At 70.5% G+C, this 25,567-nt stretch carries 22 protein-coding genes; 16 read left to right on the top strand and 6 right to left on the bottom strand.

Features of this window, described 5'->3' with window-relative positions; genetic code table 11:
• Window positions 1–80 precede the first annotated feature (80 nt).
• Complete coding sequence (locus DES41_RS19955) at window positions 81–1,007, top strand: pseudouridine synthase (protein ID WP_114469393.1); 927 nt, start codon at window positions 81–83, stop codon at window positions 1,005–1,007.
• 15 nt (window positions 1,008–1,022) lie between these two features.
• Here the strand turns inward: DES41_RS19955 and DES41_RS19950 are convergent, their stop codons facing one another.
• The 3 genes from DES41_RS19950 to DES41_RS19940 form a co-directional block, all read right to left on the bottom strand.
• On the bottom strand, window positions 1,023–2,582 hold the full coding sequence (locus tag DES41_RS19950) for a carboxypeptidase regulatory-like domain-containing protein (protein WP_170168235.1): 1,560 nt from the start codon (window positions 2,580–2,582) through the stop codon (window positions 1,023–1,025).
• 342 nt (window positions 2,583–2,924) lie between these two features.
• Window positions 2,925–4,049, bottom strand: coding sequence for a transglutaminase-like domain-containing protein (locus tag DES41_RS19945; RefSeq protein WP_114469391.1), 1,125 nt, complete (start codon window positions 4,047–4,049; stop codon window positions 2,925–2,927).
• Between the two features lie 32 nt (window positions 4,050–4,081).
• Complete coding sequence (locus DES41_RS19940) at window positions 4,082–4,606, bottom strand: TlpA family protein disulfide reductase (protein WP_114469390.1); 525 nt, start codon at window positions 4,604–4,606, stop codon at window positions 4,082–4,084.
• A 129-nt stretch (window positions 4,607–4,735) separates the two neighbouring features.
• On the opposite strand from DES41_RS19940, the gene DES41_RS19935 reads away from it, so the two are divergent.
• Window positions 4,736–5,608: an alpha/beta fold hydrolase gene (locus DES41_RS19935; protein ID WP_170168234.1), complete on the top strand. Its 873-nt coding sequence runs from the start codon at window positions 4,736–4,738 to the stop codon at window positions 5,606–5,608.
• Between the two features lie 28 nt (window positions 5,609–5,636).
• On the opposite strand, the gene alaS is transcribed toward DES41_RS19935, so the two are convergent.
• Genes alaS through DES41_RS38780 form a run of 3 tightly spaced genes read right to left on the bottom strand, consistent with a single transcriptional unit; the run spans window position 5,637 to window position 8,997 of the window.
• Window positions 5,637–8,267: an alanine--tRNA ligase gene (alaS, locus tag DES41_RS19930; RefSeq protein ID WP_245965786.1), complete on the bottom strand. Its 2,631-nt coding sequence runs from the start codon at window positions 8,265–8,267 to the stop codon at window positions 5,637–5,639.
• Between the two features lie 12 nt (window positions 8,268–8,279).
• On the bottom strand, window positions 8,280–8,705 hold the full coding sequence (locus tag DES41_RS19925) for a type II toxin-antitoxin system VapC family toxin (RefSeq protein ID WP_114469387.1): 426 nt from the start codon (window positions 8,703–8,705) through the stop codon (window positions 8,280–8,282).
• A complete protein-coding gene (locus DES41_RS38780; RefSeq protein ID WP_114469386.1) occupies window positions 8,692–8,997 on the bottom strand; it encodes a type II toxin-antitoxin system Phd/YefM family antitoxin in 306 nt (101 codons plus the stop codon). The genes DES41_RS19925 and DES41_RS38780 overlap by 14 nt, the downstream gene beginning before the upstream one ends.
• A 286-nt stretch (window positions 8,998–9,283) precedes the next feature.
• Here DES41_RS38780 and DES41_RS19915 point away from each other — a divergent pair, with 286 nt between their 5' ends.
• The 14 genes from DES41_RS19915 to DES41_RS19850 all read left to right on the top strand — a co-directional run bounded on the left by DES41_RS19915 (window position 9,284) and on the right by DES41_RS19850 (window position 25,437).
• Window positions 9,284–10,084: an IclR family transcriptional regulator gene (locus DES41_RS19915; RefSeq protein WP_114469385.1), complete on the top strand. Its 801-nt coding sequence runs from the start codon at window positions 9,284–9,286 to the stop codon at window positions 10,082–10,084.
• On the top strand, window positions 10,081–11,232 hold the full coding sequence (locus DES41_RS19910) for a thiolase family protein (RefSeq protein ID WP_114469384.1): 1,152 nt from the start codon (window positions 10,081–10,083) through the stop codon (window positions 11,230–11,232). The genes DES41_RS19915 and DES41_RS19910 overlap by 4 nt, the downstream gene beginning before the upstream one ends.
• 1 nt (window position 11,233) lies before the next feature.
• The gene (locus DES41_RS19905; protein ID WP_114469383.1) at window positions 11,234–11,593 is read left to right on the top strand and encodes a Zn-ribbon domain-containing OB-fold protein; all 360 of its coding nucleotides are present in this window, start codon (window positions 11,234–11,236) and stop codon (window positions 11,591–11,593) included.
• Between the two features lie 26 nt (window positions 11,594–11,619).
• Entirely contained in the window at window positions 11,620–12,597 is a 978-nt protein-coding gene (locus DES41_RS19900) for a tripartite tricarboxylate transporter substrate binding protein (protein ID WP_114469382.1), read from the top strand.
• Between the two features lie 726 nt (window positions 12,598–13,323).
• Window positions 13,324–14,208 carry a MaoC/PaaZ C-terminal domain-containing protein gene (locus tag DES41_RS19895; protein WP_114469381.1) on the top strand — a complete coding sequence of 295 codons (885 nt, stop codon included), beginning with the start codon at window positions 13,324–13,326 and terminating at the stop codon, window positions 14,206–14,208.
• Window positions 14,209–14,233: 25 nt separating this feature from the next.
• Window positions 14,234–15,205, top strand: coding sequence for a tripartite tricarboxylate transporter substrate binding protein (locus DES41_RS19890; RefSeq protein ID WP_114469380.1), 972 nt, complete (start codon window positions 14,234–14,236; stop codon window positions 15,203–15,205).
• An 89-nt stretch (window positions 15,206–15,294) separates the two neighbouring features.
• The gene (locus DES41_RS19885) at window positions 15,295–16,080 is read left to right on the top strand and encodes an oxepin-CoA hydrolase, alternative type (protein ID WP_114469379.1); all 786 of its coding nucleotides are present in this window, start codon (window positions 15,295–15,297) and stop codon (window positions 16,078–16,080) included.
• The gene (locus tag DES41_RS19880; protein ID WP_114469378.1) at window positions 16,077–18,164 is read left to right on the top strand and encodes an acetate--CoA ligase family protein; all 2,088 of its coding nucleotides are present in this window, start codon (window positions 16,077–16,079) and stop codon (window positions 18,162–18,164) included. Before DES41_RS19885 ends, DES41_RS19880 begins: the two co-directional genes overlap by 4 nt.
• On the top strand, window positions 18,161–19,516 hold the full coding sequence (locus tag DES41_RS19875; protein WP_114469377.1) for an acyclic terpene utilization AtuA family protein: 1,356 nt from the start codon (window positions 18,161–18,163) through the stop codon (window positions 19,514–19,516). The genes DES41_RS19880 and DES41_RS19875 overlap by 4 nt, the downstream gene beginning before the upstream one ends.
• Before the next feature lie 753 nt (window positions 19,517–20,269).
• Window positions 20,270–20,632 carry an AtuA-related protein gene (locus DES41_RS19870; protein WP_114469376.1) on the top strand — a complete coding sequence of 121 codons (363 nt, stop codon included), beginning with the start codon at window positions 20,270–20,272 and terminating at the stop codon, window positions 20,630–20,632.
• Complete coding sequence (locus DES41_RS19865; RefSeq protein ID WP_114469375.1) at window positions 20,629–21,600, top strand: Bug family tripartite tricarboxylate transporter substrate binding protein; 972 nt, start codon at window positions 20,629–20,631, stop codon at window positions 21,598–21,600. Before DES41_RS19870 ends, DES41_RS19865 begins: the two co-directional genes overlap by 4 nt.
• Window positions 21,600–22,772, top strand: a complete 1,173-nt coding sequence (locus DES41_RS19860; protein ID WP_114469374.1) for a CaiB/BaiF CoA transferase family protein — start codon at window positions 21,600–21,602, stop codon at window positions 22,770–22,772. Before DES41_RS19865 ends, DES41_RS19860 begins: the two co-directional genes overlap by 1 nt.
• A gap of 25 nt (window positions 22,773–22,797) precedes the next feature.
• Entirely contained in the window at window positions 22,798–23,766 is a 969-nt protein-coding gene (locus DES41_RS19855) for a Bug family tripartite tricarboxylate transporter substrate binding protein (protein ID WP_114469373.1), read from the top strand.
• Between the two features lie 195 nt (window positions 23,767–23,961).
• Window positions 23,962–25,437 carry a GGDEF domain-containing protein gene (locus tag DES41_RS19850; protein ID WP_114469372.1) on the top strand — a complete coding sequence of 492 codons (1,476 nt, stop codon included), beginning with the start codon at window positions 23,962–23,964 and terminating at the stop codon, window positions 25,435–25,437.
• Window positions 25,438–25,567 lie beyond the last annotated feature (130 nt).

Genomic DNA, 25,567 nt, shown 5'->3' with positions numbered 1-25,567 from the left:
GGGCGGTGAAAACGCGGGCCGATGATAGCGGCCCAGGGTTTCCACCAGGAGGCATGACAGCTCAGCGACAATTCCGCGCCATGCCTGCCCCCATTGCGCCCGCCCTGCCCCTGCGCGGCGGCGTGGCGGCCAGCGCCGTCGGCTTGCCGGCCGGTCCCTGGGCCACCTGGCTGGACTTCTTCGCTGATCGCTTTCCGCACGTGCCCCGTGGCGATTGGCAGGCCCGCCTGCAGGCGGGAGAGGTGTGCGATGCGCAGGGCAGGCCCTTGCCGCCGGATGCGGCCTACCGCGCGCACGGCAAGGCCTGGTACTACCGCAGCCTGCATGCGGAGCCGCGCGTGCCGTTCGAGGCGGCCATCCTGTTCCGTGATGCGCATCTGCTGGTAGCCGACAAGCCGCACTTTCTCGCCGTGACACCGGGCGGCCGGCACCTGCACGAGACGCTGCTGGCCCGCCTGCGGCGGGACACCGGCCTGGCCGAGCTGCAGCCGCTGCACCGCATCGACCGCGAGACGGGCGGGGTGGTGCTGTTCAGCCTACGGCGCGAGGACCGCGATGCCTACCACGCGCTGTTCCGCGAGCGGGTGGTCGACAAGGAGTACGAGGCCATCGCCCCGCTGCGGGACGGGCTGGCGTTGCCGCTCGTGCGCGAGAGCCGCATCGTGCAGGGCACGCCCTTCTTCCGGCAGTGCGAGGCACAGGGAGAGCCCAATGCCAGCACGCGGCTGGCGCTGGTGGAAACGGCCGGGCCCTGGGGCCGCTACCGGCTCGCGCCCCGCACGGGCCAGCGCCACCAACTGCGCGTGCACATGGCGGCGCTGGGCATCCCGATCCGCGGCGACGCGTTCTACCCGGACGTGAAGCGCGGACCCGACGAGGACGACGACCACGGCCAGCCGCTGCAGTTGCTGGCGCGCGCCATTGCATTCACCGATCCGGTGACCGGGCAGCAGCGGCGGTTCGAGAGCCTGCGCACGCTGGGCCCAGTGGAGCAGGCGCCGGCCTGAGGCCGGCGCCACCACTCACGGCGTGCAGTACTGCGTCGCTGGCGCGGTCGGGGCTGACAGCCCTGCATCGCTGTAGGTCTGCACCGGGCGCACGGTGATCGTGCAATTGGCGCTGACGTCGAACTCGAACAGGTTCCAGTAGTCGGTCCCCTCGGTCTCGCCTGTCGCAGGCGGCGTGATCAGTTCCACCGCGCGGCCCGGGATGTTGAGCTCGACCCGAGCACCGGACTGGGTGAACGTGCCATTGCTGGAGTAGCGGTTGACCGAGTACTTGTAGGTGCCCACCATGAGCCGGGTGATCGTCACCACTTCGGGGCCGTAACTCGAGGTGTCGTCCACATCCAGGTTGGCGAACGGTGCAGCCACCAGCGAACCGTCGTTGCTGAAATACACCTCTTCACCGCTCGGCGTCATGAGGCGCGAATCCAGGTCGGTCGGCAGCGCGCCCCAGGTCAGCTTCATCGTGATGCCCGCACCGGCCTGGCTCAGCGTCAGGCAGTCGGTCCAGGCGATGTCGGCCGCGCTGGCCTCGTTGCGCACGGTGTTGGTCAGGCGCCCACCGGCCACAGCCGTGATGGCAGCCTGGCTGCTCACGCGCACCGGCAGGCTGAAGTTGCCGCTGGCGTCGGTGTAGGCGTAGCTGGTGCCCACGTAGTCGATGCCATCGCTGCCCACGTAGGCGTTGGCCACCACGCCGCCAACGGCGTCCCTCACGCAACCGCGCACGAACACGGTGTTGTAGACCTGGTCGGCGTTCCAGGTCGAGAAGTGGCTGACCGTGCCTTCGTAGTAAGCGCTGCTGCCCGCGCCAACCAGCGTGGCATTGCCCTCTTCCTGCCACAGGCCGGTGGCGGTGTTGTAGTAGTACAGCGGGATCGTCACGGGCGGATCGGCGCGGCGTGACACCGCCGGGATGCGGATGGTGGCGGTCTGGCCGCTACGCAGGTTCAGGGCTGCACCGGCGCTGTCGGTCAGCGTCACGTTGAGCGCGCCGAAGCTCTCGATCGGCAAGGTGTTGCCCCCAGCGGTCCCGGTACGGAAGTCGCCGGGCATCAGCTGCGGGTCCAGTGCCGAATTGATCGGCGTGAGCTGCACCGTGATGTTGCCAGTGGGCAGCGAGCCGTCGGCACGCTGCACGCCATTGGCCGGCAGCACGACCCGGGCCGTGCCCGAATCCACCGCGCCGCCCGTGGCCACGGCCACGCTGCCCGTCGTGGCGACCGGCAGCAGCCGCGCCTGCACATCGGTGCTCGCATCGCCCACGAGGTCGGCGATGCGGCCGTTCTCGGCATAGCCGGTGGCGGCGAACACCACCGCGGCGCGCGCGGCCGGCGCCAGGCCTGCCAGCGTGAAACTGCCATCGGCGGCCGTGGTTGCCGAGGCCGTGCCCACGCGCACCGTGGCACCGGCGACGGGCAGGCCCGTCGTTCCGTCCACGGCCTTGCCAGTGATGGTGGCCGTCGGGCCGGTCGGCACGCCAGGGTTGGTCGGTTCGGTGGGAGTGGTCGGCTCGGTCGGAGGCGTGGCGGGGTCGTCGCCGCCGCCGCCGCAAGCCGCCAGGCACAGCGAGACCATCAGTCCCACTCCCCATGCTCTGAGTTGTTTTTTGGAGTAGCGCATTGGAACCTTTCGAGATCAGAGAGACAGGATCCGGCGCGGGGGGCCTCCCGCCGCCGGCCATGTCGCTGGTGGAATCAGCCGCGGGGCATGTCTGCCGGCCACGGCCCGTTCTGCACTCCGGCCCGACACGGCCTTGCCTGATCCGACATGTTCTTGTGTGGCGCGGACGGTGATCGGAGCGCTACGAGTTTAAGAGCACAGAATGCGCCAAGCACCCTGCGCGGTGCGCCATGGAGCCGCTGCCACGCCGTTTTTCAGCCCAACTGATGACGCGCCCGTCACGCCGCGTTGCAGCGCTCACGCTTTGTCGCTGGTGGTTTCCCGGGACGAAATCTGGTACCTGAAGTCGTCCGGCGCATAGGGGTCGAAGCGCCCCTGTGCGTTCTCGGCCATCGGGTACATGAAGAAGCCGAGCGGCTCGCCGCGCGAGCCCGGCAGCGTCAGGTCGTGCGCGGTGTTGTAGGCCATCCAGTTGCCTTCCCAGCCGCCGAACAGCGCCTTGTCCACCGGTGCCACGACCGGGTTCTGCACGGTCTTGATCCACTCGGGCGTCTCCAGGCGCATGACCTTGGCGACGTCGGCCGGGTCCATCGCCACCCAGCCGTATCCGGCGAGGTAGACCTCGGCACGGCAGTGCTGCGCGCCCTTGAGGCTGGCCGGGTTGCCGCCCAGCTCCTTGTAGCCGAAGGCAGAGGGCGCCAGCCGCAGGCCGTAGACGTCGCGCGCGGGCACGCCGACGGCCCGGCACAGGCCCACGAAGAGCGCATTGAGGTCGGCGCACTTGCCCCCCAGGTCGCCGGTCTCCAGCAGGGTGGCGATGTCGCCTTCGCCGCAGCCACGCACCTTGGGCTCGCGGTAGGTGTTGGCCACGACCCAGTCGTAGATGGCGCGGGCCTTCTGCACATCGGTCCGGGCGCCCTGCGTGGCCTGCAGCGCCGTCTCGCGCACGATGCCGTCGGTGGGCAGCAGCGCCGTGGCGCGCGTGTAGAAGCGCAGCGTGTCTGCCGATTCGGTGGCGCCCGTGCGGCGCGACCAGTCGGTGGCGCGGTTCTGCGTGGCGACGCCACTGGTCACCTCGACGAAGGGCTGGGCCTGGCCGGGCGCGAACTCCACCGCCAGCATGCGGGCGCCTTCGCGGCCATCCTCGGCGACGCGGGCCACGCCGTTGCTGGCGAAGCTGTGGGTCAGCGTGCGCTGCCAGCCGGTGTCCAGCGAGGGCAGCGGGATCCAAACCTTGGTCGCGCCCTGCAGCGGCGTGAGGTCCACGCGCGTGGTGACGTCGAAGCGGCGCCAACCCTGGGGCTGCGGGTCGAAGCGGCGGCTTGCGTTCGGCGCTGCCTGGGCCCGTGCGATGGCGGGGACGGCGCTGGCGGCTGACAGCGCTGCACCATGGGCAAGGAACTGGCGGCGGCTGGATGGCATCGGTGGACTCTCCTGGGAAACGGGGGCGCGCATTATCGGGTGGGCGGCGCGAACAGGGCCTGTACCAGCCGTTCGGCCTCGGCGCCGGTCCAGTCGAGTTCGCCGCGCAGCCGCTGGCGCGCGCGGCCATCGGGTGCGATCAGCAGCGTGGAGGGAAACACCTTGACGGCGCAGGCCCGCGCGATCGCGCCGTCGCGGTCCAGCAGCACAGGCAGGCGCAGGCCCGTGCGCTGCACGAAACGTGCGACGGTGGCGGGCGCCTCCTTGAAGTTGAGCGCCAGCACCGCCAGCTGCTCCGCCCCGTACAGGTCGGCCAGCACCTGCAGCGTGGGCATCTCGGCGCGGCAGGGCTCGCACCAGCTGGCCCAGAAGTTCAGCAGCACGGCACGGCCGCGCAGATCGGCCAGCCGCCATGGCCGGCCCTGCAGGTCTGGCGCCTCGATGGCGGGCAGCGCCTGGCCCGCGGGCCAGTCCGTGACGGCGTGCTGGGCGTGGGAAGTGCCGGCCGCCAGCCACCCCACCGGTGCCAGCGACCGCAGCAGGGTGCGTCGGTCCATGGGACGGGATTGTCGGCCATGTCGCACTGCAGCATGGGGCGACGGCGCACAGGCAGCCGTGCGGATCGCTGGCGGGATCTTCGGGCAATTCGACCGCATTTCGCGCCATCCGCCACGGAAAATCCGGCGGTGCCGCACGAACAACGCAACTCGACCGCCGACCGCCTCCTGCCATGGCGCCGTACCACCCTGGCCCTGCTGGGCCTGGCATTGGCCGCCTGTTCCGGCACGGCGCCGCGCCTGGACGCGGACGGCCAGGCAGCGGCCTCCGCGGTCGCCATGGTGGCGGGCGCACCGATCACCTTCATGCACCAGGCGGCTCCGCAGTCCCAGGGGCCGGTCGTGGTGTTCCAAAGCGGCCTGGGCGATGACCACGCCAGCTGGGCGGCGGTGCTACGCCAGCTGCCGGCAGAACACGAGGCCGTGGTGCCGGACCGGCCGGGCTATGGCGCCAGCCCCGGGCGTGCCGGGGAGCGCAGCGCCTGCCGCATCGCCGAAGAGCAACACGCCCTGCTGCGCCAGGCCGGGCTGCGGCCGCCCTATGTGCTGGTCGGGCACTCGCTGGGCGGCCTGTACCAGTACGTCTATGCCCGCATGTACCCGCAGGATGTGGCCGGCCTGGTGCTGCTGGACCCCACGCATCCGCGTCTGCAGGCCACGCTGGAGCACGAGCAGCCCGCCGCCGCAGCGCTGCTGCAGCTGGCCCGCCAGACCGTGTTCAGCCCCGCCATGGCCCAGGAGTTCGACGCGCAGGCAGACTGCCTGCAGCAGGTGGAACTGCAGCCGCGGCTGAAGGCGCCCACGGTGCTGCTGGCCTCGACCGAAACGCCGCTCTACATGGGCGATGGCCTGCGCGGCATGCTGGAAGACCTGCGCCAGGACTGGCTGCGCCGCAGCGGCGCCACGCTGGCCCGCGTGCCGGGCAGCGGGCACCAGATCCAGCAGGACGCCCCGCAGGCCGTGGTGACCGCCATCGAGGCCGTGGCCGCATCCGCCCTCTGAGGCAGCGGGCGGCCTACCGGGGCCAGGCTCAGAGCCGTTCGGCCACCCAGCCCTGCACCGAAGCCAGCGCCTTGGCCAAGCCGCTGGCATCGGTGCCGCCGGCCATGGCCAGGTCGGGCTTGCCGCCGCCCTTGCCGCCGACCTGCTGGGCCACGAAGTTCACAAGCTCGCCGGCCTTGACCTTGCCCACACTGTCGGCCGTCACGCCGGCGGCCAGCTGCACCTTGGCGCCGTCAACCACGGCCAGCACGATGGCGCCGGTCTTGAGCTTGTCCTTGAGCTTGTCCATGGTGTCGCGCAAGGTCTTCACGTCGGCACCGTCCAGCCGCGCGGCCAGCACCTTGAGGCCCTTGACGTCGACGGCCTGGCCGACCAGCTCGTCGCCCTGGCTGGACGCCAGCTTGCCCTTGAGGGCGGAGACTTCCTTGTCGAGCGCGCGGATCTGCTCCAGCGTCTGGGCGATGCGGGTCTGCAGCTCGGCGACCGGCACCTTGAGGCTGGCGGCGGCCTGGTGCACGCTGGATTCGAGCTGCTGCAGGTAGGCCAGCGCGTTCTCGCCCGTGATGGCCTCGATGCGGCGGATGCCGGCCGCGACACCGCTCTCGGACACGATCTTGAACAGACCGATGTCGCCCGTGCGGCCCACGTGGGTGCCGCCGCACAGCTCGCGGCTGGTGCCGATGTCCAGCACGCGCACGCTGTCGCCGTACTTCTCGCCGAACAGCATCATGGCGCCCGTGGCCTTGGCGGCCTCGATGTCCATCACGCGGGCCAGCGTCTCGGCATTGGCCAGGATTTCGGCGTTCACGCGCTTCTCGATCTCGGTGACCTGGGCGTCGCTGATGGGCGCGTTGTGCGTGAAGTCGAAGCGCGTCTTGTCGGCATCGACCAGCGAGCCCTTCTGCTGCACATGGTCGCCCAGCACCTCGCGCAGCGCCTTGTGCATCAGGTGCGTGACGCTGTGGTTGCGCATGGTGGCCTGGCGGCGCGCCACGTCGACCTGGGCGCTGACCGCATCGCCGACCTTGAGCACGCCCTGCGTCAGCACGCCATGGTGGCCGAACACATCGGACTTGATCTTCTGCGTGTCCTCCACGCCGAACTGCACGCCTTCGGCCGCGAGGATGCCGCAATCGCCGACCTGGCCACCGCTTTCCGCATAGAAGGGCGTGGTGTCCAGCACCACGATGCCGCTCTGCCCTTCGGCCAGCTGCTGCACGGAGGTGCCCTCGTGGTACAGCGCGACCACCTTGGCCGGCGCGGCCAATTGCTCGTAGCCCGTGAACAGGTTGCCTTCGCCGCCGTATTCCAGCGCGCGGTCCATCTTGAACTTGCCTGCCGCGCGGCCCGCGGCCTTCTGCTTGTCCATCGCGGCCTGGAAGCCGGCCTCGTCCACCGTCACGCCACGCTCGCGCGCCACGTCGTTCGACAAATCCAGCGGGAAGCCGAAGGTGTCGTGCAGCTTGAAGGCCACCTCGCCGGGCAGCACCTTGGCGTCGCCGGCCAGGGCCGCATCGAGGATCTCCATGCCGTTTTCCAGCGTCTCGAAGAAGCGCTCTTCCTCGGCCTTGAGCACGTCGACGATGCGCTGCTCCGAGGCCTTGAGGTTGGGGTAGGCATCGCCCATCAGCGCCACGAGTTCGGGCACCAGCTTGTGGAAGAACGGCGTCTTCTTGCCGAGCTTGTAGCCGTGGCGGATGGCGCGGCGGATGATGCGGCGCTGCACGTAGCCGCGGCCTTCGTTGCTCGGAATCACGCCGTCGCTGACCAGGAAGGACGTGGCGCGCACGTGGTCGGCGATGACCTTGAGCGAGGGGTTGGCCAGGTCGTCGCAACCCGTGGCCTGGGCCGCGGCCTTGATCAGCCGGTCGAAGATGTCGATCTCGTAGTTGCTGTGCACGTGCTGCAGGATGGCGGCCAGGCGCTCCAGGCCCATGCCGGTGTCCACGCAGGGCGCCGGCAGCTTCACCAGGCTGCCGTCTTCCTGCATGTCGAATTGCATGAACACGTGGTTCCAGATCTCGATGAAGCGGTCGCCGTCTTCATCGGGGCTGCCCGGGGGGCCGCCGGGGATGTGCGCACCGTGGTCGTAGAAGATCTCCGAGCAGGGGCCGCAGGGGCCGGTGTCGGCCATCATCCAGAAGTTGTCGCTCTTGTACTTGCCGCCCTTGTTGTCGCCGATGCGCACGATGCGCTCTGCCGGCAGGCCGATCTCCTTGTGCCAGATGTCGTAGGCCTCGTCGTCGTCGATGTAGACGGTGGCCAGCAGCTTCTCGGGCGGCAGCTTGTAGACCTGCGTCAGCAGCTCCCAGCCCCACTTGAGCGAATCGCGCTTGAAGTAGTCGCCGAAGCTCCAGTTGCCCAGCATCTCGAAGAAGGTGTGGTGGCGCGCCGTGTAGCCCACGTTCTCCAGGTCGTTGTGCTTGCCGCCGGCACGCAGGCAGGCCTGCACCGAGGCCGCGCGCACGTAGTTGCGCTTGTCGCTGCCCAGGAACACGTCCTTGAACTGCACCATGCCGGAGTTGGTGAACATCAGCGTGGGATCGTTGCCCGGCACCAGCGGGCTGGACGCGACGACGGTGTGGCCCTTGGAGGCGAAGAAGTCCAGGAAGGACTTGCGGATGTCGGCGACCGACATGAGGGTGGAGGTACTTGTCATGGTTCTGGTGGATCAGCTCAGCAATTGGTAGCGCACGCCGGTGAAGCGGGCGAAGTCTCGGTCGAAAGTCAGCACCTCGGCCTGGTGTTCGATGGCCAGCGCGGCAATGTGGGCGTCGGTCGTCAGGTTGCCGGCGGTTCCGGCCGACAGCAGCAGCCGCCCGAAGATGCCGGCATGCCGCACGCCTGGCTGCAGCACGCGCGCGCGCGGATGGGCCAGCCAGTCGTCCACGACGCTCAGCGCGTCGGCGATGCCCAGCGGCGAAGGCAGGATGCCGCGCTTGGTCGACAGGCGCACGAAGCCGATCAGCACCACCCACGCAAGCGCCAGCCCGCGCGCATCGTCCAGCATCGTTTCCAGCGCCTGGCGTGCGCGCGCGTGGTGCAGGCTGTCCGCGTGCACAGCGTAGAGCAGCAGGTTGGTGTCAGGAAGGAGCATGCGGATCCTGGTGCCGGGCTTCGATGCGGCGCATCTTCGCCATCAGCTCTTCGTCTTCCAGCTCGGCCGCCAGCTGGTTGGCGCGCGTGAGGTCGACCAGCGGCACGCCAGTGCTGTAGGTGCGCTGCACGAACGGGGCGATCTCTTGCGCCGCAGGCAACTCGGCCGCCAGCGGGACGATCTTCGCCACCGGCTTGTTGTGCCGCGTGATGATGACCTCTTCGCCGGCCTCGGCGCGCGCCACGTATTCGCTCAGATGGGTCTTGGCTTCGAACAGTCCGATGGCAGCCATGAACGTCCTAGGTGGGATTTGGTTGAATCAACCAGATTTTAGCCGCGCGGGTCGGCTGCATCTCGTCCTCCTGCAGAGCCCATCAGAAGCTCTCCGTTTGCTCCTCTTGCACCTTGTCACCGCCACACCAGCCGCATGCACACCATGGAGCAGACGCTGGGCCACACATTCCGAGCCCGCCAATGTGAGGCTTGCAAAGGTTTCATTGAACAAAACTGGAGAAAACCCTAGATTCCTTTGAATCGACGAAAGCCTAGGATGCGCACCGCTCCTAGGCTTTCGTTCAATGAAATCTGAATCGGCCGTCCTGGCCCCATCCGAATCCCTCGAGGCGCCCTCCTCGGTCGCCAAGGCCTGCCGCATCCTGCGTGCGCTGGCCACGGGCGGCGCACTGCGCCTGACCGACATCGCCCAGGCCACGGGCCTGGACAAGGCCACCGTGCTGCGCCTGGCGGAGATGCTGGCGCGCGAAGGCTTCGTGCGGCGCGACGACGCCAGCAAGCTCTACCGTGGCGGCCCCGAATTGCAACGCGCCGGCGCTGCCGCGCTCGCCCAGTTCGACCCGCGCGCCATGGCCCGGCCGAGCTTGCTGCGCCTGGCCGGCGCGTTCGAGGACACGGCCATCCTCTCGGTGCCCAGCGGCACCGAATCGCTGTGCATCGACCTGGAACTGGGCCGCTACCCGATCCGCGCCAATTACCTGGAGGTCGGCAGCCGCCGCCTGCTCGGCGTGGGCGCCGGCAGCCTGGCGTTGCTGGCCTGGCTGCCGCCGCGCGAGCAGGAGGCCGCGCTCGACGTGGTCGCCGCCCAGCTGGCCCGCGACCGCCGCTACCCACGCATCACCCGCGCCCTGCTCGCCGAGCGCTGCGCCGAGGCCCGCGCACGCGGCTATGCCGTGCTGTTGGACGTGGTGGTCGAGCGCATGGGCGGCATCGCCGCGCCCATCCTCGGCGCCGACGGCCGGCCCGTGGCCGCGCTCAGCATCGCCGCGCTCAACGAACGCATCGGCGAGCGCGAGGCCGAACTCGCCGCCGGCCTGCAGCGCGAAGCCGCGCTGTGCCAAACCCTTCTCCAAGCCAAGACATGAACACTGCCCCCCTCGCCCACATCGCCGGCGTCGGCAACACCGCCTTCGGCCGCCTGGAGGGCCAGGGCCCGATCGAGCTCATGGCCCAGGCCGCCACCCAGGCCCTGGCCGACGCCCAGCTGCAACGCAGCGACATCGACGGCCTGCTGTGCGGCTACGCCACCACGCTGCCGCACCTGATGCTGTCCACGCTGTTTGCCGAGCGCTTCGGCCTCTCGGTGCAGTACGGCCACGGCATGGCGCTGGGTGGCGCCACGGGCGCGGCCATGCTCATGCTGGCGCGCGACCTGGTGCGCGTGGGCCGCTGCAAGCGCGTGCTGGTCGTGGCGGGCGAGAACCGGCTCACGGGCCAGGCGCGCGACAGCGCCATCCAGACCCTGGCCCAGGTGGGCGATGCCGAGATGGAGGTGCCCAACGGCGCTTCCGTGCCGGCCTACTACGCGTTGCTGGCCTCGCGCTACATGCATGCCACGGGCACCACGCAGGAGGACCTGGCCGAGTTCGCCGTGCTGATGCGTGCCAACGCGGCGCGCCACCCCGATGCGCACCTGCGTGCGCCCATCACGGCGGCCGACGTGGCCGCGTCCAAGCCCATCGCCACACCGCTGCGCCTCCTGGACTGCTGCCCGATCTCGGACGGCGCGATGGCGCTGGTGGTGTCCGCCGAGCCCGGCCCGGGCAGGCCCGTGGCCATCGTCGGCGCGGGCCAGGCCCACCAGCACCAGCACCTCTCGGCGATCGACGACGTGCTGGCCACCGGCGCTTCGGCCGCCGCCGGCCGCGCTTTCGCCGAGGCCGGCCTGTCGCATGCCGCCATCGACTGGCTGGGCATCTACGACTCCTTCACGATCACGCTGGCCATGCTGCTGGAGGAAACCGGCTTTGCGCCGCGTGGCCAGGCCGCGGCCCGCGTGCGCGACGGCACGTTCGCGCCCGGCGGCGCGCTGCCGCTCAACACGCACGGCGGCCTGCTCTCGTTCGGCCACTGCGGCGTGGCCGGCGGCATGGGCCACGCGGTCGAAGCCGTGCGCCAGATGCGCGGCCAGGCCGGCGCGCGCCAGCTCGCCAAGCCGCCCTCCCGCGCCTTCGTGCATGCCGATGGCGGCGTGCTGTCCTCGCACGTGAGCCTGATCCTCTCGGAGACATGAAATGAACAACCACCCCTTCACCGAAGGCCTGGCGCAGGGCCAGCTGCGCTACCAGTACTGCGAGGATTGCGGCGCGCCGCAGACCCTGTCGCGCCTGGCCTGCAGCGCCTGCGGCAGCGAACGGCTGGCCTGGCGCGATGCCAGCGGCCGCGGCACCGTGGTGGCCGCCAGCGTGGTCAGTCGCGCGCCGTCCGATGCGTTCCGCCCGCTGGTGCCCTACACGCTGGTGCTGGTCGAACTGGCCGAGGGCCCGCGCGTGGTCGGCCATGCGCTGCCCGGCACCGGCATCGGCGACCAGGTGCGCGCCGGCACCTTCGCGCACGAACGGCGCAGCCTGCTGCGCTTCGCGCCGGCCGCCTGACCGATCCGACAAAAGAGGAGACAAGCATGCAGAAGATCCGACGCCGCCTCGCCATGGCGCTGTGCGCGCTGGCCGGCTGCCTGGTGGGCGGCAGCGCCCTGCCACAGGCGGCCTACCCCGCCAAGCCCGTGAAGCTGGTCGTGCCCTACCCGCCCGGCGGGCCGACCGACATCGTCGCGCGCGTGATCGCCCAGCGCCTGCAGACGCAGACCGGCCAGCCCTTCGTGATCGAGAACCTGCCAGGGGCGGGCGGCAACACCGGCGCTGCCGCCGTGGCGCGCGCCGCGCCCGACGGCTACACGCTGCTGGTGGCCACCACCGCGCATGCGATCAACCCCTCGCTGTTCAAGAACCTGAGCTACCAGTTCGGCCGCGACTTTGCGCCGATCTCGCAGCTCACGAGCGGGCCGCTGGTGGTCGTCGTCAACCCTGCGCTGCCTGCAAAGAACATGGCCGAGCTGATCGCGCTGGCCAAGTCCAAGCCCGGCGAGCTCAACTTCGCCTCATCCGGCAACGGCCAGTCCACGCACCTGGCGGGCGAGCTGTTCAACGCCACCGCCGGCACGAAGATCCGCCATGTGCCCTACAAGGGCAGCGCGCCGGCCCTCACCGACACCATGGGCGGCCAAACCCAGCTGATGTTCGACACCATGCTGTCGGCCATGCCGCACGTGAAGGGCGGCAAGCTGCGCGCGCTGGCCGTCACCAGCGCCCAGCGCTCGCCGGCCGCGCCCGATCTGCCCACCGTGGCCGAGACCGTGCCCGGCTTCGAGGCCATCGCCTGGAACGGCCTGCTGGCGCCCGCCAACACGCCGCGCGAGATCATCGCCAAGCTCAGCGCCGAGCTGCGCACCGCCATGGAACAGCCCGAAGTGCGCGAGCGCTTCGAAGCCCAGGGTTTCGCCGCCGCCTGGAACACGCCCGACGCCTTCGCGGGCTTCATCCAGGCCGAGATCGACAAGTGGGCCAAGGTGGTCCAGGTGTCGGGTGCCACCATCGAATGAAACCCGCACGCCGCGGCCGAGCGCAGCGACGGCCTGAACCCGGGGCCGAGCGCAGCGATGGCCCGGAACGGCATTTCCCCTGTGCCCCTGCCGAGGAGCGCAGTGCCATGGGCTGCGCGGGGAACCTCGCGCTTCAACATCTGACTCATTGCGCTTGTTCGAGCGTAGTGAACGCAGTGAACGGTGCGAGTTGCGCAATGCAGCCCATGGCGCGAGCACCGCAGGTTGCCCGGAGCGCCAGCGCAGGGACAGGGGCACCGGGGTCGCCTTCTTTTGCTTACTTTTCTTGGCGAAGCAAGAAAAGTAAGTCCGGGTGTGAGGTGGATAGCCCCACCTCCGAACGCCGATCAGCAAGAGGTATCCATAGAACACACCACTTCAAATCAAGCACCAGGGACCGGGATATGCCCCCGGCAGTGCAGTCACTTTCTCTTGCTATCGCCCAAGAGAAAGTAACCAAAGAGAAGGCGACCCCGGCGCCCCCGTCCCTCCGCTGGCGCTCCGGGCAACCTGCGGTGCTCGCGGCCTGGGCGCATTGCACAACTCGCACCACTCACTGCGTTCGTTCAGCTCGGACAAGTGCAATGAGTCAGTTCACAAAGCGCGAGGTTCCCCGCGCCGCCCAGGCCACTGCGCTCCTCGGCGGGGGCACAGGGGTGGGAGCGGGGTCACACGCGGGCCATCGCTTCGCTCGGCCCAGGCAACTTGCTCACTTCCATCACCGCCATGATTGACTACGACACCCTCAAAAACTGGGTCTTCCCGCCCATCGAACACCGCTACACCGCCGACGACAGCATGCGCTACGCGCTCGCGCTGGGCCTGGGCGACGACCCGATGGACCCGCTGCAGCTGCAGTTCGTCAACGACACCAACCCCGGCCTGCCGCTCGCGCTGCCCACCATGGCCGTGGTGCTCGGCTTCCCCGGCTCCTGGATGCAGGACCCGGCCACCGGCATCGACTTCACCAAGATCGTGCACGGCGAGGAAGAGATCACGCTGCACGCACTGCTGCCGGCCGCCGGCGCCGTGCGCGCCGAGCACCGCGTCGTGTCCATCGTCGACAAGGGCGAAGGCCGCGGCGCCACCGTGACCTACGACAAGGCCCTTTACGACGCCGCCACCGGCCAATTGCTCGCCACCGTGCGCCACACCACCTTCGCGCGCGGCAACGGCGGCTTCTCGGCCAGCGACGGCAAGACCGACAGCGCCCCGCCCGCGCCGCCCAAGCCGCCCACCGGCACGCCCGACCAGGTGCTCGAGATCCGCACGCTGCCGCAGCAGGCCCTGCTGTACCGGCTCTGCGCCGACCGCAACCCGCTGCACTCGGACCCGGCCACGGCCCAGGCCGCCGGTTTTGCGCGGCCCATCCTGCATGGCCTGTGCACCTACGGCATCGCCGGCCGGACCCTGCTGACGGCCTGGGGCGGCGGCCGGCCCGAGACGCTCAAGACGCTGTTCGCGCGCTTCTCCTCGCCCGTGATGCCGGGCGAGACACTGCGCTTCGAGATGTACCGCGGCGCCGCTGCGGGCGAGGTCGCGTTCCGCACCATCGCCGTGGAACGCGGCGTGACCGTGCTCGACTGCGGCCGCGCCGTGCTGGCCAGCTGACACCACCACCAGGAGGAGATCCCCCATGTCCCACATCAACCGCCGCCAGCTCGTGCTGGCCACTGCCGCGCTCGGCACGCTGCCGGCCTTCGCACAGTCCGGCTACCCGAACCGCCCCGTCAAGTTCACCGTGCCCTTCCCGGCCGGCGGGCCGGTCGACGTGACGGCCCGCGCCATGGCGCAAAAGTTGGGCGAACTCTGGGGCCAACCGGGCGTTGTCGACAACCGCGCCGGTGCCGGTGGCATCGTGGGCGCGGAGATCGCCGCCAAGCAGCCGGCCGACGGCTACAACCTCTTCGTCTGCGCGATCCACCACTCGGTGCTGCCCGCGCTCAAGCCCGGCCTCAGCTACGACATCGAGAAGGACTTCGTGCCCGTGAGCTTCGGCGCGATGTTCCCCATCATCCTGGTCGCCCATCCCTCGCTGCCGGCCAAGAACGTCGCCGAACTCGTGGCCCTGGCCAAGAAGGAACCCGGAAAGATCGCCTTCAGTTCCTCGGGCAACGGCGGCGGCACGCACCTGGCTGGCGAGCTGTTCAACATGCAGGCCGGCGTGCAGCTGCAGCACATCCCCTACAAGGGCAGCGCGCCGGCCATGACCGACCTGCTGGGCGGCCAGGTGCAGCTCATGTTCGCCGACGCGCCGACCGCGCTGCCGCAGATCCGCGCGGGCAAGGTGCGCGCGCTGGGCGTGGCCAGCGCCCAGCGCTCGGCCCTACTGCCCGAACTGCCGACCATTGCGGAAGCCGGCGTGCCGGGCTACGAGGCGTACTCGTGGGCCGCGCTGGTCGCGCCCAAGGGCACGCCGCCCGACATCGTGGCCAAGATCAGCGCCGACCTGCAGAAGGTCATGACCCAGCCCGACGTGAAGCAACGCCTGTTCGACGCGGGTGCCGAGGCCATGCCCACCACGCCGGAGAAGCTCGCGCAGATGCTGCGCAGCGAGATCCAGAAGTGGGGCAAGGTCGTGAAGACCGCCAACATCAAGATGGACTGACATGAAGCCCCCACGCTTCCCCGCTTCGCGCGGTCCGCTGCCCCCCGAGGGGGCGCGTCAGAGGCTTCGGGCGGCCGGGCGCCACTGACATGGCGGCGCAACTGCTCCATGAGCGCCGCGGCCGCGTGCTGCTGCTGACCATCAGCCAGCCCGCGCTGCGCAACGCGCTGCACCCCAGCCTGTACCCCGAGGCCGCGCAGCACTTCCGCGATGCGGCCAAGGACGAGAGCCTGGGCGCCATCGTGCTGTGCGGCGACGGTGCGCACTTCTGCGGCGGCGGCGACCTGCGCCGCCTGCAGCAGCAGCGCACGCAAGCCGAGGCCGGCCAGCTGCAGATCCTCGACGCGCTGCATGACTGGGTGGAGGCGATGCGCGCCTGCCCCGTGCCCGTGATCGCTGCGGTCGAGGGCGCGGCCGCCGGCGGCGGCTTCTCCGTGGCGCTGGGCTGCGACCTCATCGTCGCGGCCGAGGATGCCCGCTTCGTGATGTCGTATGTGCGCATCGGCCTGTCGCCCGACGGCGGCGGCTCCGATGCGCTGGCCCGCGCGTTGCCGCCCCAGGCCGCGCTGGAGCTGCTGCTCGATGGCGACGTGGCGACGGCGCAGCGCCTGCACGCGCTGGGCCTGGTCAACCGCATCGCGCCGCCGGGCCAGGCCGTCGCCACAGCGCTGGCCTGGGCCGAGCGCTTGGCTGCCGGCCCGCGCGCGGCGCAGCAGCGCATCAAGCAACTCGTGCACGCCGCGCGCGGGCGTGGCCACCGCGCCCAGCTCGATGCCGAGCGCGACGCCTTCGTCGCCAGCCTGTACGGCCCCGAAGCCGGCGAGGGCATCGCGGCCTTTCTCGACAAACGCAAGCCGACCTACCACGCCCCATGACCGACTTCCTGACCGCCGCCCTCGCCCCGCAGTCCATCGCCGTCATCGGCGCGTCCGAGAACCCGCACAAGATCGGCGGCCGGCCCATCGCCTACATGCAGCGCATGGGCTACCGCGGCAAGCTCTACCCGATCAACCCCAGCCGGCGCGAGCTGCAGGGCCTGGCCTGCTATCCGTCGCTGGCCGATCTGCCCGAAGTGCCCGAGATGGCCATCGTCATCGTCGCCGGCGACCAGGCCATCGCGGCGGTGGAAGACTGCGCGGCGCGCGGCGTGCGCTGCGCCGTCGTGATCGCCTCGGGCTTCGGCGAGACCGGCCCCGCCGGCAAGGCGCAGCAGGACCACATGCGCGACGTGGCGCGCGCGGCCGGCATGCGCCTGGTGGGCCCCAACACGCAGGGCCTGGCCAACTTCGGCACGGGCGCCATCGCGAGTTTCTCCACGCTGTTCACCGAGATGCCGCCGGCCGACGGCCCCGTGGCCGTCGTCAGCCAGAGCGGCGGCATGGCGGCCATGGCCTACGGCCTGCTGCGCGAACGTGGCCTGGGTGTGCGCCATGTGCACGCCACCGGCAACGAGGCCGACGTGGGCGTGGCCGACCTGGCCTGGGCCGTGGCGCAGGATCCCGAGGTCAAGCTGCTGCTGCTGTACCTGGAGCACATCGCCAACCCGGCGCTGCTGGCCGCCACCGCAGCCCATGCGCGCGCACGCGGCCTGCCCATCGTGGCCGTGAAGGCCGGACGCACGGCGGGCGGCGCGCTGGCGGCGTCGTCGCACACCGGATCGCTGGCCAACGAAGACCGCGTGGTCGACGCCTTCCTGCGCCGCCATGGCATCTGGCGGGTGCGCGACCCGCATGCGCTGGCGCTCGCCGCACCCGGCTACCTGCAAGGCTGGCAGCCCGCTGGCCGCCGCCTGGTCATTGTCAGCAACTCGGGTGCCAGCTGCGTGATGGGGGCCGACGCGGCCGAGCAGCACGGCCTGCAGATCGCCACGCTGTCAGAGGCCACGCGGCGCGAACTCGCGGCGCGGCTGCCGGGCTTCGCGACCACCACCAACCCCATCGACATCACGGCGGCGCTGCTGTCCAACAGCGGCCTGTTCAGCGAGGTGCTGCCCGTTCTCGCGCAGGACGATGCGGCCGACATGGTGTTCATCCACATCCCGGTCTCTGGCGCGGGCTACGACGTGGAGCGCTTCGCGCGCGACACGGCCACGTTCGCGAAGGCCAGCGGCAAGCCGGTGGCCGTGGCGGCCTGGCAGGAGAGCGTGGCGGCCGTCTTCCGCGCCGCGGGCGTGGCGACCTATGCCAATGAACACGACGCGCTGGGCGCGCTGGCGCAGATCGCCGACCACATGGCGATGCTGCGCGAGCCACTGCCGCAGGCCGAGGCGCTGCCCATGCCCGCGCTGCCCGGCGCCAGCGGCCTGCTCAACGAAGCCGACAGCCTGGCGCTGCTGGCCGCCCAAGGCCTGCCCGTGGTGCAGCACCGCCTGTGCCGCACGGCCGATGCAGCGCGCGCAGCCTTTGCCGAACTCGGCGGCCCGGTCGCCGTGAAGGCGTGCTCGCGCGACGTGCCGCACAAGTCCGAACACGGCCTGGTCGCGCTGAACCTGAACGATGCCGACGCCGTGGCCACCACCTTCACGCAGCAATGGAACCAACTCGCCGCCATGGGCGCCGCGCAGGACGGCGTATTGGTCGCCACCATGCGCCGGGGCCGGCACGAGGCCATGGTCGGTGCGCACATCGACCCGCAATTCGGCCCGGTCGTGGCGGTGGGCGACGGCGGCAAGTACGTCGAGGCCATGCGCGACGTGGCACTGCTGGTGCCGCCGTTCGACCAGGCCGAGGTGGTGGCTGCGCTCGGCAAGCTGCGCATCGCGCCGCTGCTGGCCGGCACGCGCGGCGACCCGCCGCTGGACGTGCAGGCGCTGGCCGATGTCGCAGTGCAGGTGGGCCGGCTGATCGTCGCGGCGCAGGGCCGCATCGCCTCCATCGACCTCAACCCGGTGTTGCTCAGCGCCGCCGGCGAAGGCGCCACCATCGTCGACGCTCTCGTCGAATTGAAGGATTCCGAATGACCAAGACCATCCGCATCGGTTCCGGCTCGGCCTGGTGGGGCGACCGTGTCGAACCCGCGCAACTGAACGCCGAGCAGGGCCGGCTCGACTACCTGTGCTTCGAGACCATGGCCGAGGCCACGATCTCGGCCGCCCAGGTGCGTGCGCGCCGCGACCCGTCGTTCCCCGGCTACGACACCTACCTGGACGACCGCATGCGCGCCGTGCTGCCGGCCTGCATCGCGCAGGGCGTGCGCATCGTCTCCAACCAGGGCTGGATCAACCCGCGCGGCGCAGCGGCGCGCATCGCCGAACTGCTGCGCGGCATGGGCCACAAGGGCGTGAAGATCGCGGCCGTGGACGGCAGCCTCGTGACCGAGCGCATCGGCCAGCTGGCCGACACCGTGATGGAGACCGGCGTGCCGCTGTCCACGCTGGCCGACAGCATCATTTCGGCCGAGGTCTACCAGGGCGCCGAGCCCATCGCCGAGGCCCTGCGCGCCGGCGCGCAGATCGTGGTCACGGGCCGCGTGGCCGACCCCTCGGTGTTCATGGCGCCGATGATGGCCGAGTTCGGCTGGGACGCGCTCGACCACGCGCGCCTCGGTGCCGGCAACGGCATCGGGCATCTGCTCGAATGCGGCGCCCAGGTCACCGGCGGCTACTTCAGCGACCCCGGCTTCAAGGACGTGCCCGAGCCCTGGAACTTCGGCTTCCCGATCGCCGAGGTCTCGGCCGACGGCAGCGCCGTGATCGAGAAGGTGGCCGGCACGGGCGGCGCCATCGACCTGCGCACGGTCAAGGAGCAGCTGCTGTACGAGGTGCACGACCCGGCCAACTACATCACGCCCGATGTGGTGGTGGACTTCACCACCGCCCGGCTGGAGCAGATCGGCCCCGACCGCGTGCGCGTGAGTGGCATCGGCGGCAAGCCGCGCACGCCGACGCTCAAGGCCTCGGTCGGCTGCACCGAGGGCTTTATCGGCGAGGACATGTTCTTCTACGCCGGCCCCGGCGCGCTGCGCCGCGCGCAGCTGGCCAAGCGCATCCTGGAAGAGCGCTTTCGCATCGTCGGCCTGCAAGCCGAAGACCTGCGCATCGACTTCCTGGGCATGAACGCCGTGCACGGCAAGGCCACGCCCGCCGACTGGCCCGAGCCGTATGAGATCGCCGTGCGCGTGGCGGCCCGTACGCGCACGAAAGAGGAAGCGCTCAAGGTCGGCCGCGAGGTCGACGGCATGGCCGTCTCGGGCATCGCCCACACCGGCAAGCGCGTGCCGCACCAGGACCGCACACGCGAGGTGATCGGCGTGTGGTCCACGCTGGTGCCGCGCGAGGCGATCCAGCCCAGCATCCACTACCTGGAGAGTTGAGGTGAAAGCCCCCACCACGCCCAGCGGCCGAGCGAAGCGAAGGCCCGAGCCCCAGGCCGAGCGCAGCGATGGCCCGTGTGGGACTTCCCCCTGTGCCCCTGCCGAGGAGCGCAGTGCCATGGGCTGCGCGGGGAACCTCGCGCTTCGTGAACTGACTCATTGCGCTTGTCCGAGCGTAGTGAGCGGAGCGAACGGTGCGAGTTGCGCAATGCAGCCCATGGCGCGAGCACCGCAGGTTGCCCGGAGCGCCAGCGCAGGGACAGGGGCACCGGGGTCGCCTTCTCTTTGGTTACTTTCTCTTGGCGAAGCAAGAGAAAGTGACTGCGCTGCCGGGCGCACATCCCGGCTCCAGGTGCTTGCGCGAAAGCAGTCTGTTCTATGCACACCATCTGCCGATCAGAGTGAGGAGGCGGGGTATTCGCCCCCGCACGGCGACTCCCTTTTCTTGCTCCGCCAAGAAAAGGAAGCAAAAGAAGGCGGCCCCGGTGCCCACGTCCCTCCGCTAGCGCTCCGGGCAACCTGCGGTGCTCGCGGCCTGGGCGCATTGCACAACTCGCACCACTCACTGCGTTCGTTCAGCTCGGACAAGTGCAATGAGTCAGTTCACGAAGCGCGAGGTTCCCCGCGCCGCCCAGGCCACTGCGCTCCTCGGCGTGGGCACAGGGGTGGGAGCGGGGTCACATACGGGCCATCGCTTCGCTCGGCCGCGCCACCGTTTGCGCTGCGCGCAATACAACACCACGGGACCTCAACATGCAAGTGATGCTCCAACACCTCGCCCACTGCCGCTCCGGCGACAAGGGCAACACCGTCAACATCGCCGTGTTCGCCTACGAACCCGCGCTGTACCCGCTGCTCGTCGAGCAACTGACCGCCGACAAGCTCAAGGCCTTCTACCAGGGCGCCATCACCGGCGAGGTGCTGCGCTACCCGGTCGACGGCCTGCACGCCATCAACTTCGTGGCACATGGCGCGCTGGGCGGCGGCGTCTCGCGCAGCCTGGCGCTGGACCAGTACGGCAAGGCCATGTCGGCCGCGCTGCTGCGCTTTCCGATCGACGTGCCCGAGGCGCTGATGGACCAACTGCGCAACCACCCCGAGAGGAAGGCCGCATGAAGCGCCGCACCGCACTGCAAGGGCTGGCCGCCACGGCCGCCGTCACAGCACTGCCCGCCCTCGCCCAGGCCGGCTATCCCGACAAGCCCGTGCGCCTCGTCGTGCCCTACCCACCCGGTGGCACGACCGACCTGCTGGCCCGCCTGGTGGCCGCCGGCCTGGGCGAAAAACTGGGCCAGAACTTCACGGTCGACAACCGGGCCGGGGCCAGCGGCGCCATCGGCTCGCTGGCCGTGGCCAAGGCACCGGCGGATGGCTACACACTGGTGATGGCCACGATCAGTTCGCACGGCATCAACAGCGCGCTGAACAAGGCCCTGCCCTACGACCCGGTGGCCGATTTCGCGCCCATCACCTGCGTGGCCAGCACGCCCAACGTCATCACCGTCAACGCGGCCCTGCCCGTCAGGACGCTGTCGGAGCTGTTGGCCATGGCGCGGGCGCAGCCCGGCAAGCTGAGCTTCGGCTCCACCAGCGCGGGCGGATCGCCGCACATGGCGGTGGAGCTGCTCAAGGTGATGGCCGGCGTGGACATGGTGCACATCCCGTACAAGGGCGGCGGCCCGATGCTGACCGACCTGATCGGCGGCCAGATCCCGGTGGGGGTGGACAACCTGCCCTCGTCGATGGCGCACATCCAGTCCGGCCGCATCCGCGCGCTGGCCGTCACCACGGCGCAGCGCTGGCCCGGCACGCCCGATATTCCGACCGTGGCCGAAACCGTGCCTGGCTACGAGGCCAGCGCATGGTTCGGCATGCTGGCGCCGGCCGGCACGCCGCGGCCGATTGTCGAGCAGTTGCAGCAGGCCGTGGCTGAGCTGCTGCGTCGGCCCGCCTCGGTGCAGCGGCTGGCCGACATGGGCGCCGCGCCGGTGGCCAACAGCCCCGACGCGTTCGGCCGCCAGATCGCCGACGAGGAGGCGAAGTGGAAGAAGGTCGTCGCGGCCACCGGCCTGAAGGTTGAGTGATGCTGGAACCCGATGCCTACGCGGGCTTGCGCGTGCTCGACATGAGCCAGGGCGTGGCCGGCCCCTACTGCGCCGCGCTGCTGGGCCTGCAGGGGGCCGACGTGGTCAAGGTCGAGCCGCCCGGCGGCGACTGGATCCGCGTGATGGGCGGCGGCCAGGCCGGCATGACGCCGCTGGCCGTGGCCAGCAACCTGGGCAAGCGCTCGCTGTGCATCGACGCGCGCAAGCCGCAGGGCCGCGAAGCCATCGAACGCCTGGCTGCACAGGCCGATGTGCTGGTCGAGAACTTCCGCCCCAGCGTGATGGCGCGGCTGGGGCTGGACGCCGCCGCGCTGTGCGCGCGGCACCCGGCGCTGGTCTACCTGTCGATCTCGGGCTTCGGCGCCAGCGGACCCTGGGTCGACAAGCCCGGCACCGATTCCGTGCTGCAGGCCTACACCGGCCTGGCCATGCTGAACCGCGAGGCCGACGGCCGGCCGCGCCGCATCGGCATGCTGGTGCCCGACACGGTGTCGGCGCTGTACGCCACGCAGGCGGTGGGCGCGGCACTGTACGCGCGCAGCCGCAGCGGGCGCGGCAGGCACGTGCAGGTCTCGCTGGCCGAGTGCTGCGCCGCCTTCCAGGCCGCCCCGATCTACGAGAGCGCGCTGTTCGCGGGCCGCCAGGCGCCGCCCACGGCCGTGCCCTCGGGCGTGTTCCGCACGCTGGATGGCTTCATCACGCTGCTGGTGCTGCGCCAGGACATGTGGGAGCGGCTGTGCGCTGCGCTCGGCCGTGCCGAGTGGCGCACGGCGGGCGACTACATCGACAACAGTGCGCGCGGTCGCAATGCGGCTGCGCTGAACGCCGCCACCGCCGAGCAGCTGGCAGGCCAATCCAGCGCGCACTGGATCGCCACGCTGGAGGCCGCCGACGTGCTCTGTGCCGAGGTGCAGGACTACGCCCAGTTCCGCGACCACCCGCAGATGCAGCACCTGGGCGCGTTCGGCCAACTCGCGCAGCCGCCCTACCAGCCGCTGCCGATGCCCTATGTGCCCGGCACGCCGCGCGGCGGCCCGATCCCGCCCGCACCCGCCACGGGCCAGCACACGCGCGCGGTGCTGGCCGAGATCGGCTATGCGCCCGGCGAGGTGGCTGCGCTGGAGCGCGACGGCATCGCCGTGCAAGGCTGAACACACGACCATCAGGAGACAACACATGATCAAACTGAACCGCCGCGTACTCACGGCGTTGTTGCTGGCCACAGCCAGCGGCTTGGCCTTCGCCCAGGCCTGGCCCGCCAAGCCCATCCGCATGGTCATCCCGTACCCGCCCGGCGGGCCGACCGACATCCTGGGCCGCATCGTCGCGCAGCAACTCGAAGCCCGTCTCGGCCAGCCCGTGGTGGTCGACAACAAGCCGGGCGCCAGCGGCATGATCGGCGCCGACATCGTGGCCAAGGCGCCGCCCGACGGCACCACGCTGCTCGTCAACGCGTCGATCCACGTGATCAACCCCAGCCTGTACAAGAAGCCTCCGCACGACGCGATCCGCGACTTCGCGCCCGTGAGCCTGATCGCCGACGTGCCGCTGGTGCTGGTGGCCGCGCCATCGCAGGGCTTCAACACCGTGCAGGACGTGATCGCGGCGGCCAAGGCCGACCCAAAGCGGCTCAACTTCGCGTCGTCGGGCAACGCCGCCGCGCCGCACTTGGCCGGCGAGGCCTTCAAGATCGCCACGGGCGTGCAGATGCAGCACGTGCCGTACAAGGGCAGCGGCCCGGCGCTGGCCGATGTGATCGGCGGGCAGACACAGCTGATGTTCGACTCCATGCCGTCCAGCATCGGCCAGATCCGCGCCGGCAAGCTGCGCGCCATCGCCGTGACCACCGCCAAGCGGGCCAGCGCGCTGCCCGACGTGCCGACCATCGCCGAATCCGGCGTGCCGGGGTACGACATCAGCACCTGGTACGGCGTGTGGGCACCGCCCGGCACGCCAGCCGAGATCGTCGACCGCGTCTCGCAGGAGATCGCGCAGATCGTGCGCCAGCCGGCCGTGCGCGAGCGCCTGGCCGCCCTGGGCGCCGAACCGGTGGGCAACACGCCGCAGGAGTTCGCCGCCTACACGCGCAGCGAACTGGCCAAGTGGGAACGCATCGTCAAGGCTTCCGGCGCCACGGTGGACTGAGCACGTTCAGAGTGCGAAACGTCCGGACAAATGCTGCGAAGACCGCAGCATTTCGGACGGTCAATGGCCTTCTTCGGTGGATTGGATGTGGGATATTCACGTATTCCCGGCCTGATAGGCGCCGACATCTGCAACAATTTGCATTGCCTTGGCACGCTTGCGCGCCTACCCGCCCCCAACAAGCAGGGAGACGCAATGCAGTCCATGAACTCCCAACGCGACAAGCTGAGCCGTCCGCAGAAGCTGGAATCGAGCATCCCGGCCGTACGTGCGACGCCGGCACAGCTGCTGGCAGGCGCCGCGCTGGTCGCGGCCATCATGGCGGCGGTCTGCCTGTTCGGCGTCTGGACCCGGCTGGCCGGCCAGCTGGCCGTGTTCTGGCCCGCCAACGCATTGCTGCTGGGCCTGTTCATCCGTTTTCCGCGCCTGGACACGGCGGCCGGCTGGGTCGGTGCCTGCGTCGGCCATTTGCTGGCCGGCTACATCGTCGGCGACCCGCTGCCGATCTCCGTGCTGCTGACGCTGACCAACTTCGCCAGCGTGGTCACCGGCTACCTGCTGCTGGCACAGCCCTTCGCTTCCGACGCGCGCAAGCTGCTCGGCGCGGCCGGTGTGCTGCAGCTCCTGGCGATCGCGGCCCTGGCCTCGGTCGCGGGCGGCCTGGCCGGCGGCGTCGTCGGGCCGGTGGCTTTCGGCGGCACGGCACTGGAGTCCTGCCTGGCCTGGTTCGCCAGCGAACTGCTCAACTACTTCACCATCCTGCCGGCCGTGCTGAGCATCCCTACCGCGCAGCACCGCGAGGTGGCGCGCCAGTGGCGCAAGAGCATGCCGCCGCTGCGGCGTGCCACCCCGCTGCTGGCCCTGCTCGCCTCGATGGCGGCGGCCGTGCTGGTCGGCGGGCCGGGCGCCGTGGCATTCCCGGTGCCGGCCCTGCTGTGGTGCGGCATGCGCTACGGCGTCTTTCCTGCCGCGGTGCTGTCTCTGCTGACCACCGCCTGGACGCTGGTGGCGATCTCCAAGGGCGTCCTCAACACCGCGGTGGAGATCGAATCGCCGGCCATGCTGATGTCGGTGCGTCTGGGCGTGGCGCTGATCGCGATCTCCCCACTGGCCGTGGCCAGCGCCATGGCCGCCAACCGCATCCTGATGGCGCAGCTGCGGCACATGGCCGAGCACGACCCCATGACAGGCACCATGAACCGCCGCGCCTTCGCCGAACAGGCGGGCAAGGCGCTGCGCGCCGCCCGCGCGGCACGCCGCAGCGTGGGCCTGCTGGTGCTGGACATCGACCGCTTCAAGAACGTGAACGACACCTACGGCCATGCCGTCGGCGACCAGGTCATCGTCCTGGTGGCCAACCTCGTGGCCGACCACCTGCCTGAAGGGCCGTTGCTGCTCGGGCGCCTGGGGGGCGAGGAGTTCGCCGTGCTGCTGCCCGATGCCGACCACGCACGCACGCGCGACGTCGCCGAGCGCGTGCGCCAAGCCTGCGCCGATGCGGCCGTGGACCTTGGCCAGGACCGCACCACCGGCTGCACGGTCAGCATCGGCGCCAGCGTGAGTCCGCAGGCCGAGGCCAGCCTGGACCGGCTGCTGCAGGCGGCCGACCGCGCGCTCTACGAGGCCAAGCACGGCGGGCGCAACCGCGTGGTGCTGACCGACGCGGTGTGACCGGCATCTTTACCAGCGCCCCTCTCAATTGCGAGTAGTTTTCATTTAACATCGCCCGCTTCCGGGGAAACCTGTTCCCCGCCAGCCCGCCGTGCCGGGCCCAGCCGGTCCGACCGAGGCCGAAGGAAGA

This window comes from Pseudorhodoferax soli (assembly GCF_003337555.1).
Lineage (GTDB): Bacteria > Pseudomonadota > Gammaproteobacteria > Burkholderiales > Burkholderiaceae_C > Pseudorhodoferax > Pseudorhodoferax soli.
Note: the sequence above shows the minus strand (reverse complement) of the source record. Positions and strands in the feature narration are given on the sequence as shown.

What these genes read in the sequence shown, in the direction of transcription:
- DES41_RS19955 (WP_114469393.1), top strand. Translation starts at nt 81, where the DNA reads ATGCCTGCCCCCATTGCGCCCGCCCTGCCCCTGCGCGGCGGCGTGGCG.
- DES41_RS19950 (WP_170168235.1), bottom strand. Translation starts at nt 2,582, where the DNA reads ATGGTCTCGCTGTGCCTGGCGGCTTGCGGCGGCGGCGGCGACGACCCC.
- DES41_RS19945 (WP_114469391.1), bottom strand. Translation starts at nt 4,049, where the DNA reads ATGCCATCCAGCCGCCGCCAGTTCCTTGCCCATGGTGCAGCGCTGTCA.
- DES41_RS19940 (WP_114469390.1), bottom strand. Translation starts at nt 4,606, where the DNA reads ATGGACCGACGCACCCTGCTGCGGTCGCTGGCACCGGTGGGGTGGCTG.
- alaS (WP_245965786.1), bottom strand. Translation starts at nt 8,267, where the DNA reads ATGACAAGTACCTCCACCCTCATGTCGGTCGCCGACATCCGCAAGTCC.
- DES41_RS19925 (WP_114469387.1), bottom strand. Translation starts at nt 8,705, where the DNA reads ATGCTCCTTCCTGACACCAACCTGCTGCTCTACGCTGTGCACGCGGAC.
- DES41_RS38780 (WP_114469386.1), bottom strand. Translation starts at nt 8,997, where the DNA reads ATGGCTGCCATCGGACTGTTCGAAGCCAAGACCCATCTGAGCGAATAC.
- DES41_RS19915 (WP_114469385.1), top strand. Translation starts at nt 9,284, where the DNA reads ATGAAATCTGAATCGGCCGTCCTGGCCCCATCCGAATCCCTCGAGGCG.
- DES41_RS19910 (WP_114469384.1), top strand. Translation starts at nt 10,081, where the DNA reads ATGAACACTGCCCCCCTCGCCCACATCGCCGGCGTCGGCAACACCGCC.
- DES41_RS19905 (WP_114469383.1), top strand. Translation starts at nt 11,234, where the DNA reads ATGAACAACCACCCCTTCACCGAAGGCCTGGCGCAGGGCCAGCTGCGC.
- DES41_RS19900 (WP_114469382.1), top strand. Translation starts at nt 11,620, where the DNA reads ATGCAGAAGATCCGACGCCGCCTCGCCATGGCGCTGTGCGCGCTGGCC.
- DES41_RS19895 (WP_114469381.1), top strand. Translation starts at nt 13,324, where the DNA reads ATGATTGACTACGACACCCTCAAAAACTGGGTCTTCCCGCCCATCGAA.
- DES41_RS19890 (WP_114469380.1), top strand. Translation starts at nt 14,234, where the DNA reads ATGTCCCACATCAACCGCCGCCAGCTCGTGCTGGCCACTGCCGCGCTC.
- DES41_RS19885 (WP_114469379.1), top strand. Translation starts at nt 15,295, where the DNA reads ATGGCGGCGCAACTGCTCCATGAGCGCCGCGGCCGCGTGCTGCTGCTG.
- DES41_RS19880 (WP_114469378.1), top strand. Translation starts at nt 16,077, where the DNA reads ATGACCGACTTCCTGACCGCCGCCCTCGCCCCGCAGTCCATCGCCGTC.
- DES41_RS19875 (WP_114469377.1), top strand. Translation starts at nt 18,161, where the DNA reads ATGACCAAGACCATCCGCATCGGTTCCGGCTCGGCCTGGTGGGGCGAC.
- DES41_RS19870 (WP_114469376.1), top strand. Translation starts at nt 20,270, where the DNA reads ATGCAAGTGATGCTCCAACACCTCGCCCACTGCCGCTCCGGCGACAAG.
- DES41_RS19865 (WP_114469375.1), top strand. Translation starts at nt 20,629, where the DNA reads ATGAAGCGCCGCACCGCACTGCAAGGGCTGGCCGCCACGGCCGCCGTC.
- DES41_RS19860 (WP_114469374.1), top strand. Translation starts at nt 21,600, where the DNA reads ATGCTGGAACCCGATGCCTACGCGGGCTTGCGCGTGCTCGACATGAGC.
- DES41_RS19855 (WP_114469373.1), top strand. Translation starts at nt 22,798, where the DNA reads ATGATCAAACTGAACCGCCGCGTACTCACGGCGTTGTTGCTGGCCACA.
- DES41_RS19850 (WP_114469372.1), top strand. Translation starts at nt 23,962, where the DNA reads ATGCAGTCCATGAACTCCCAACGCGACAAGCTGAGCCGTCCGCAGAAG.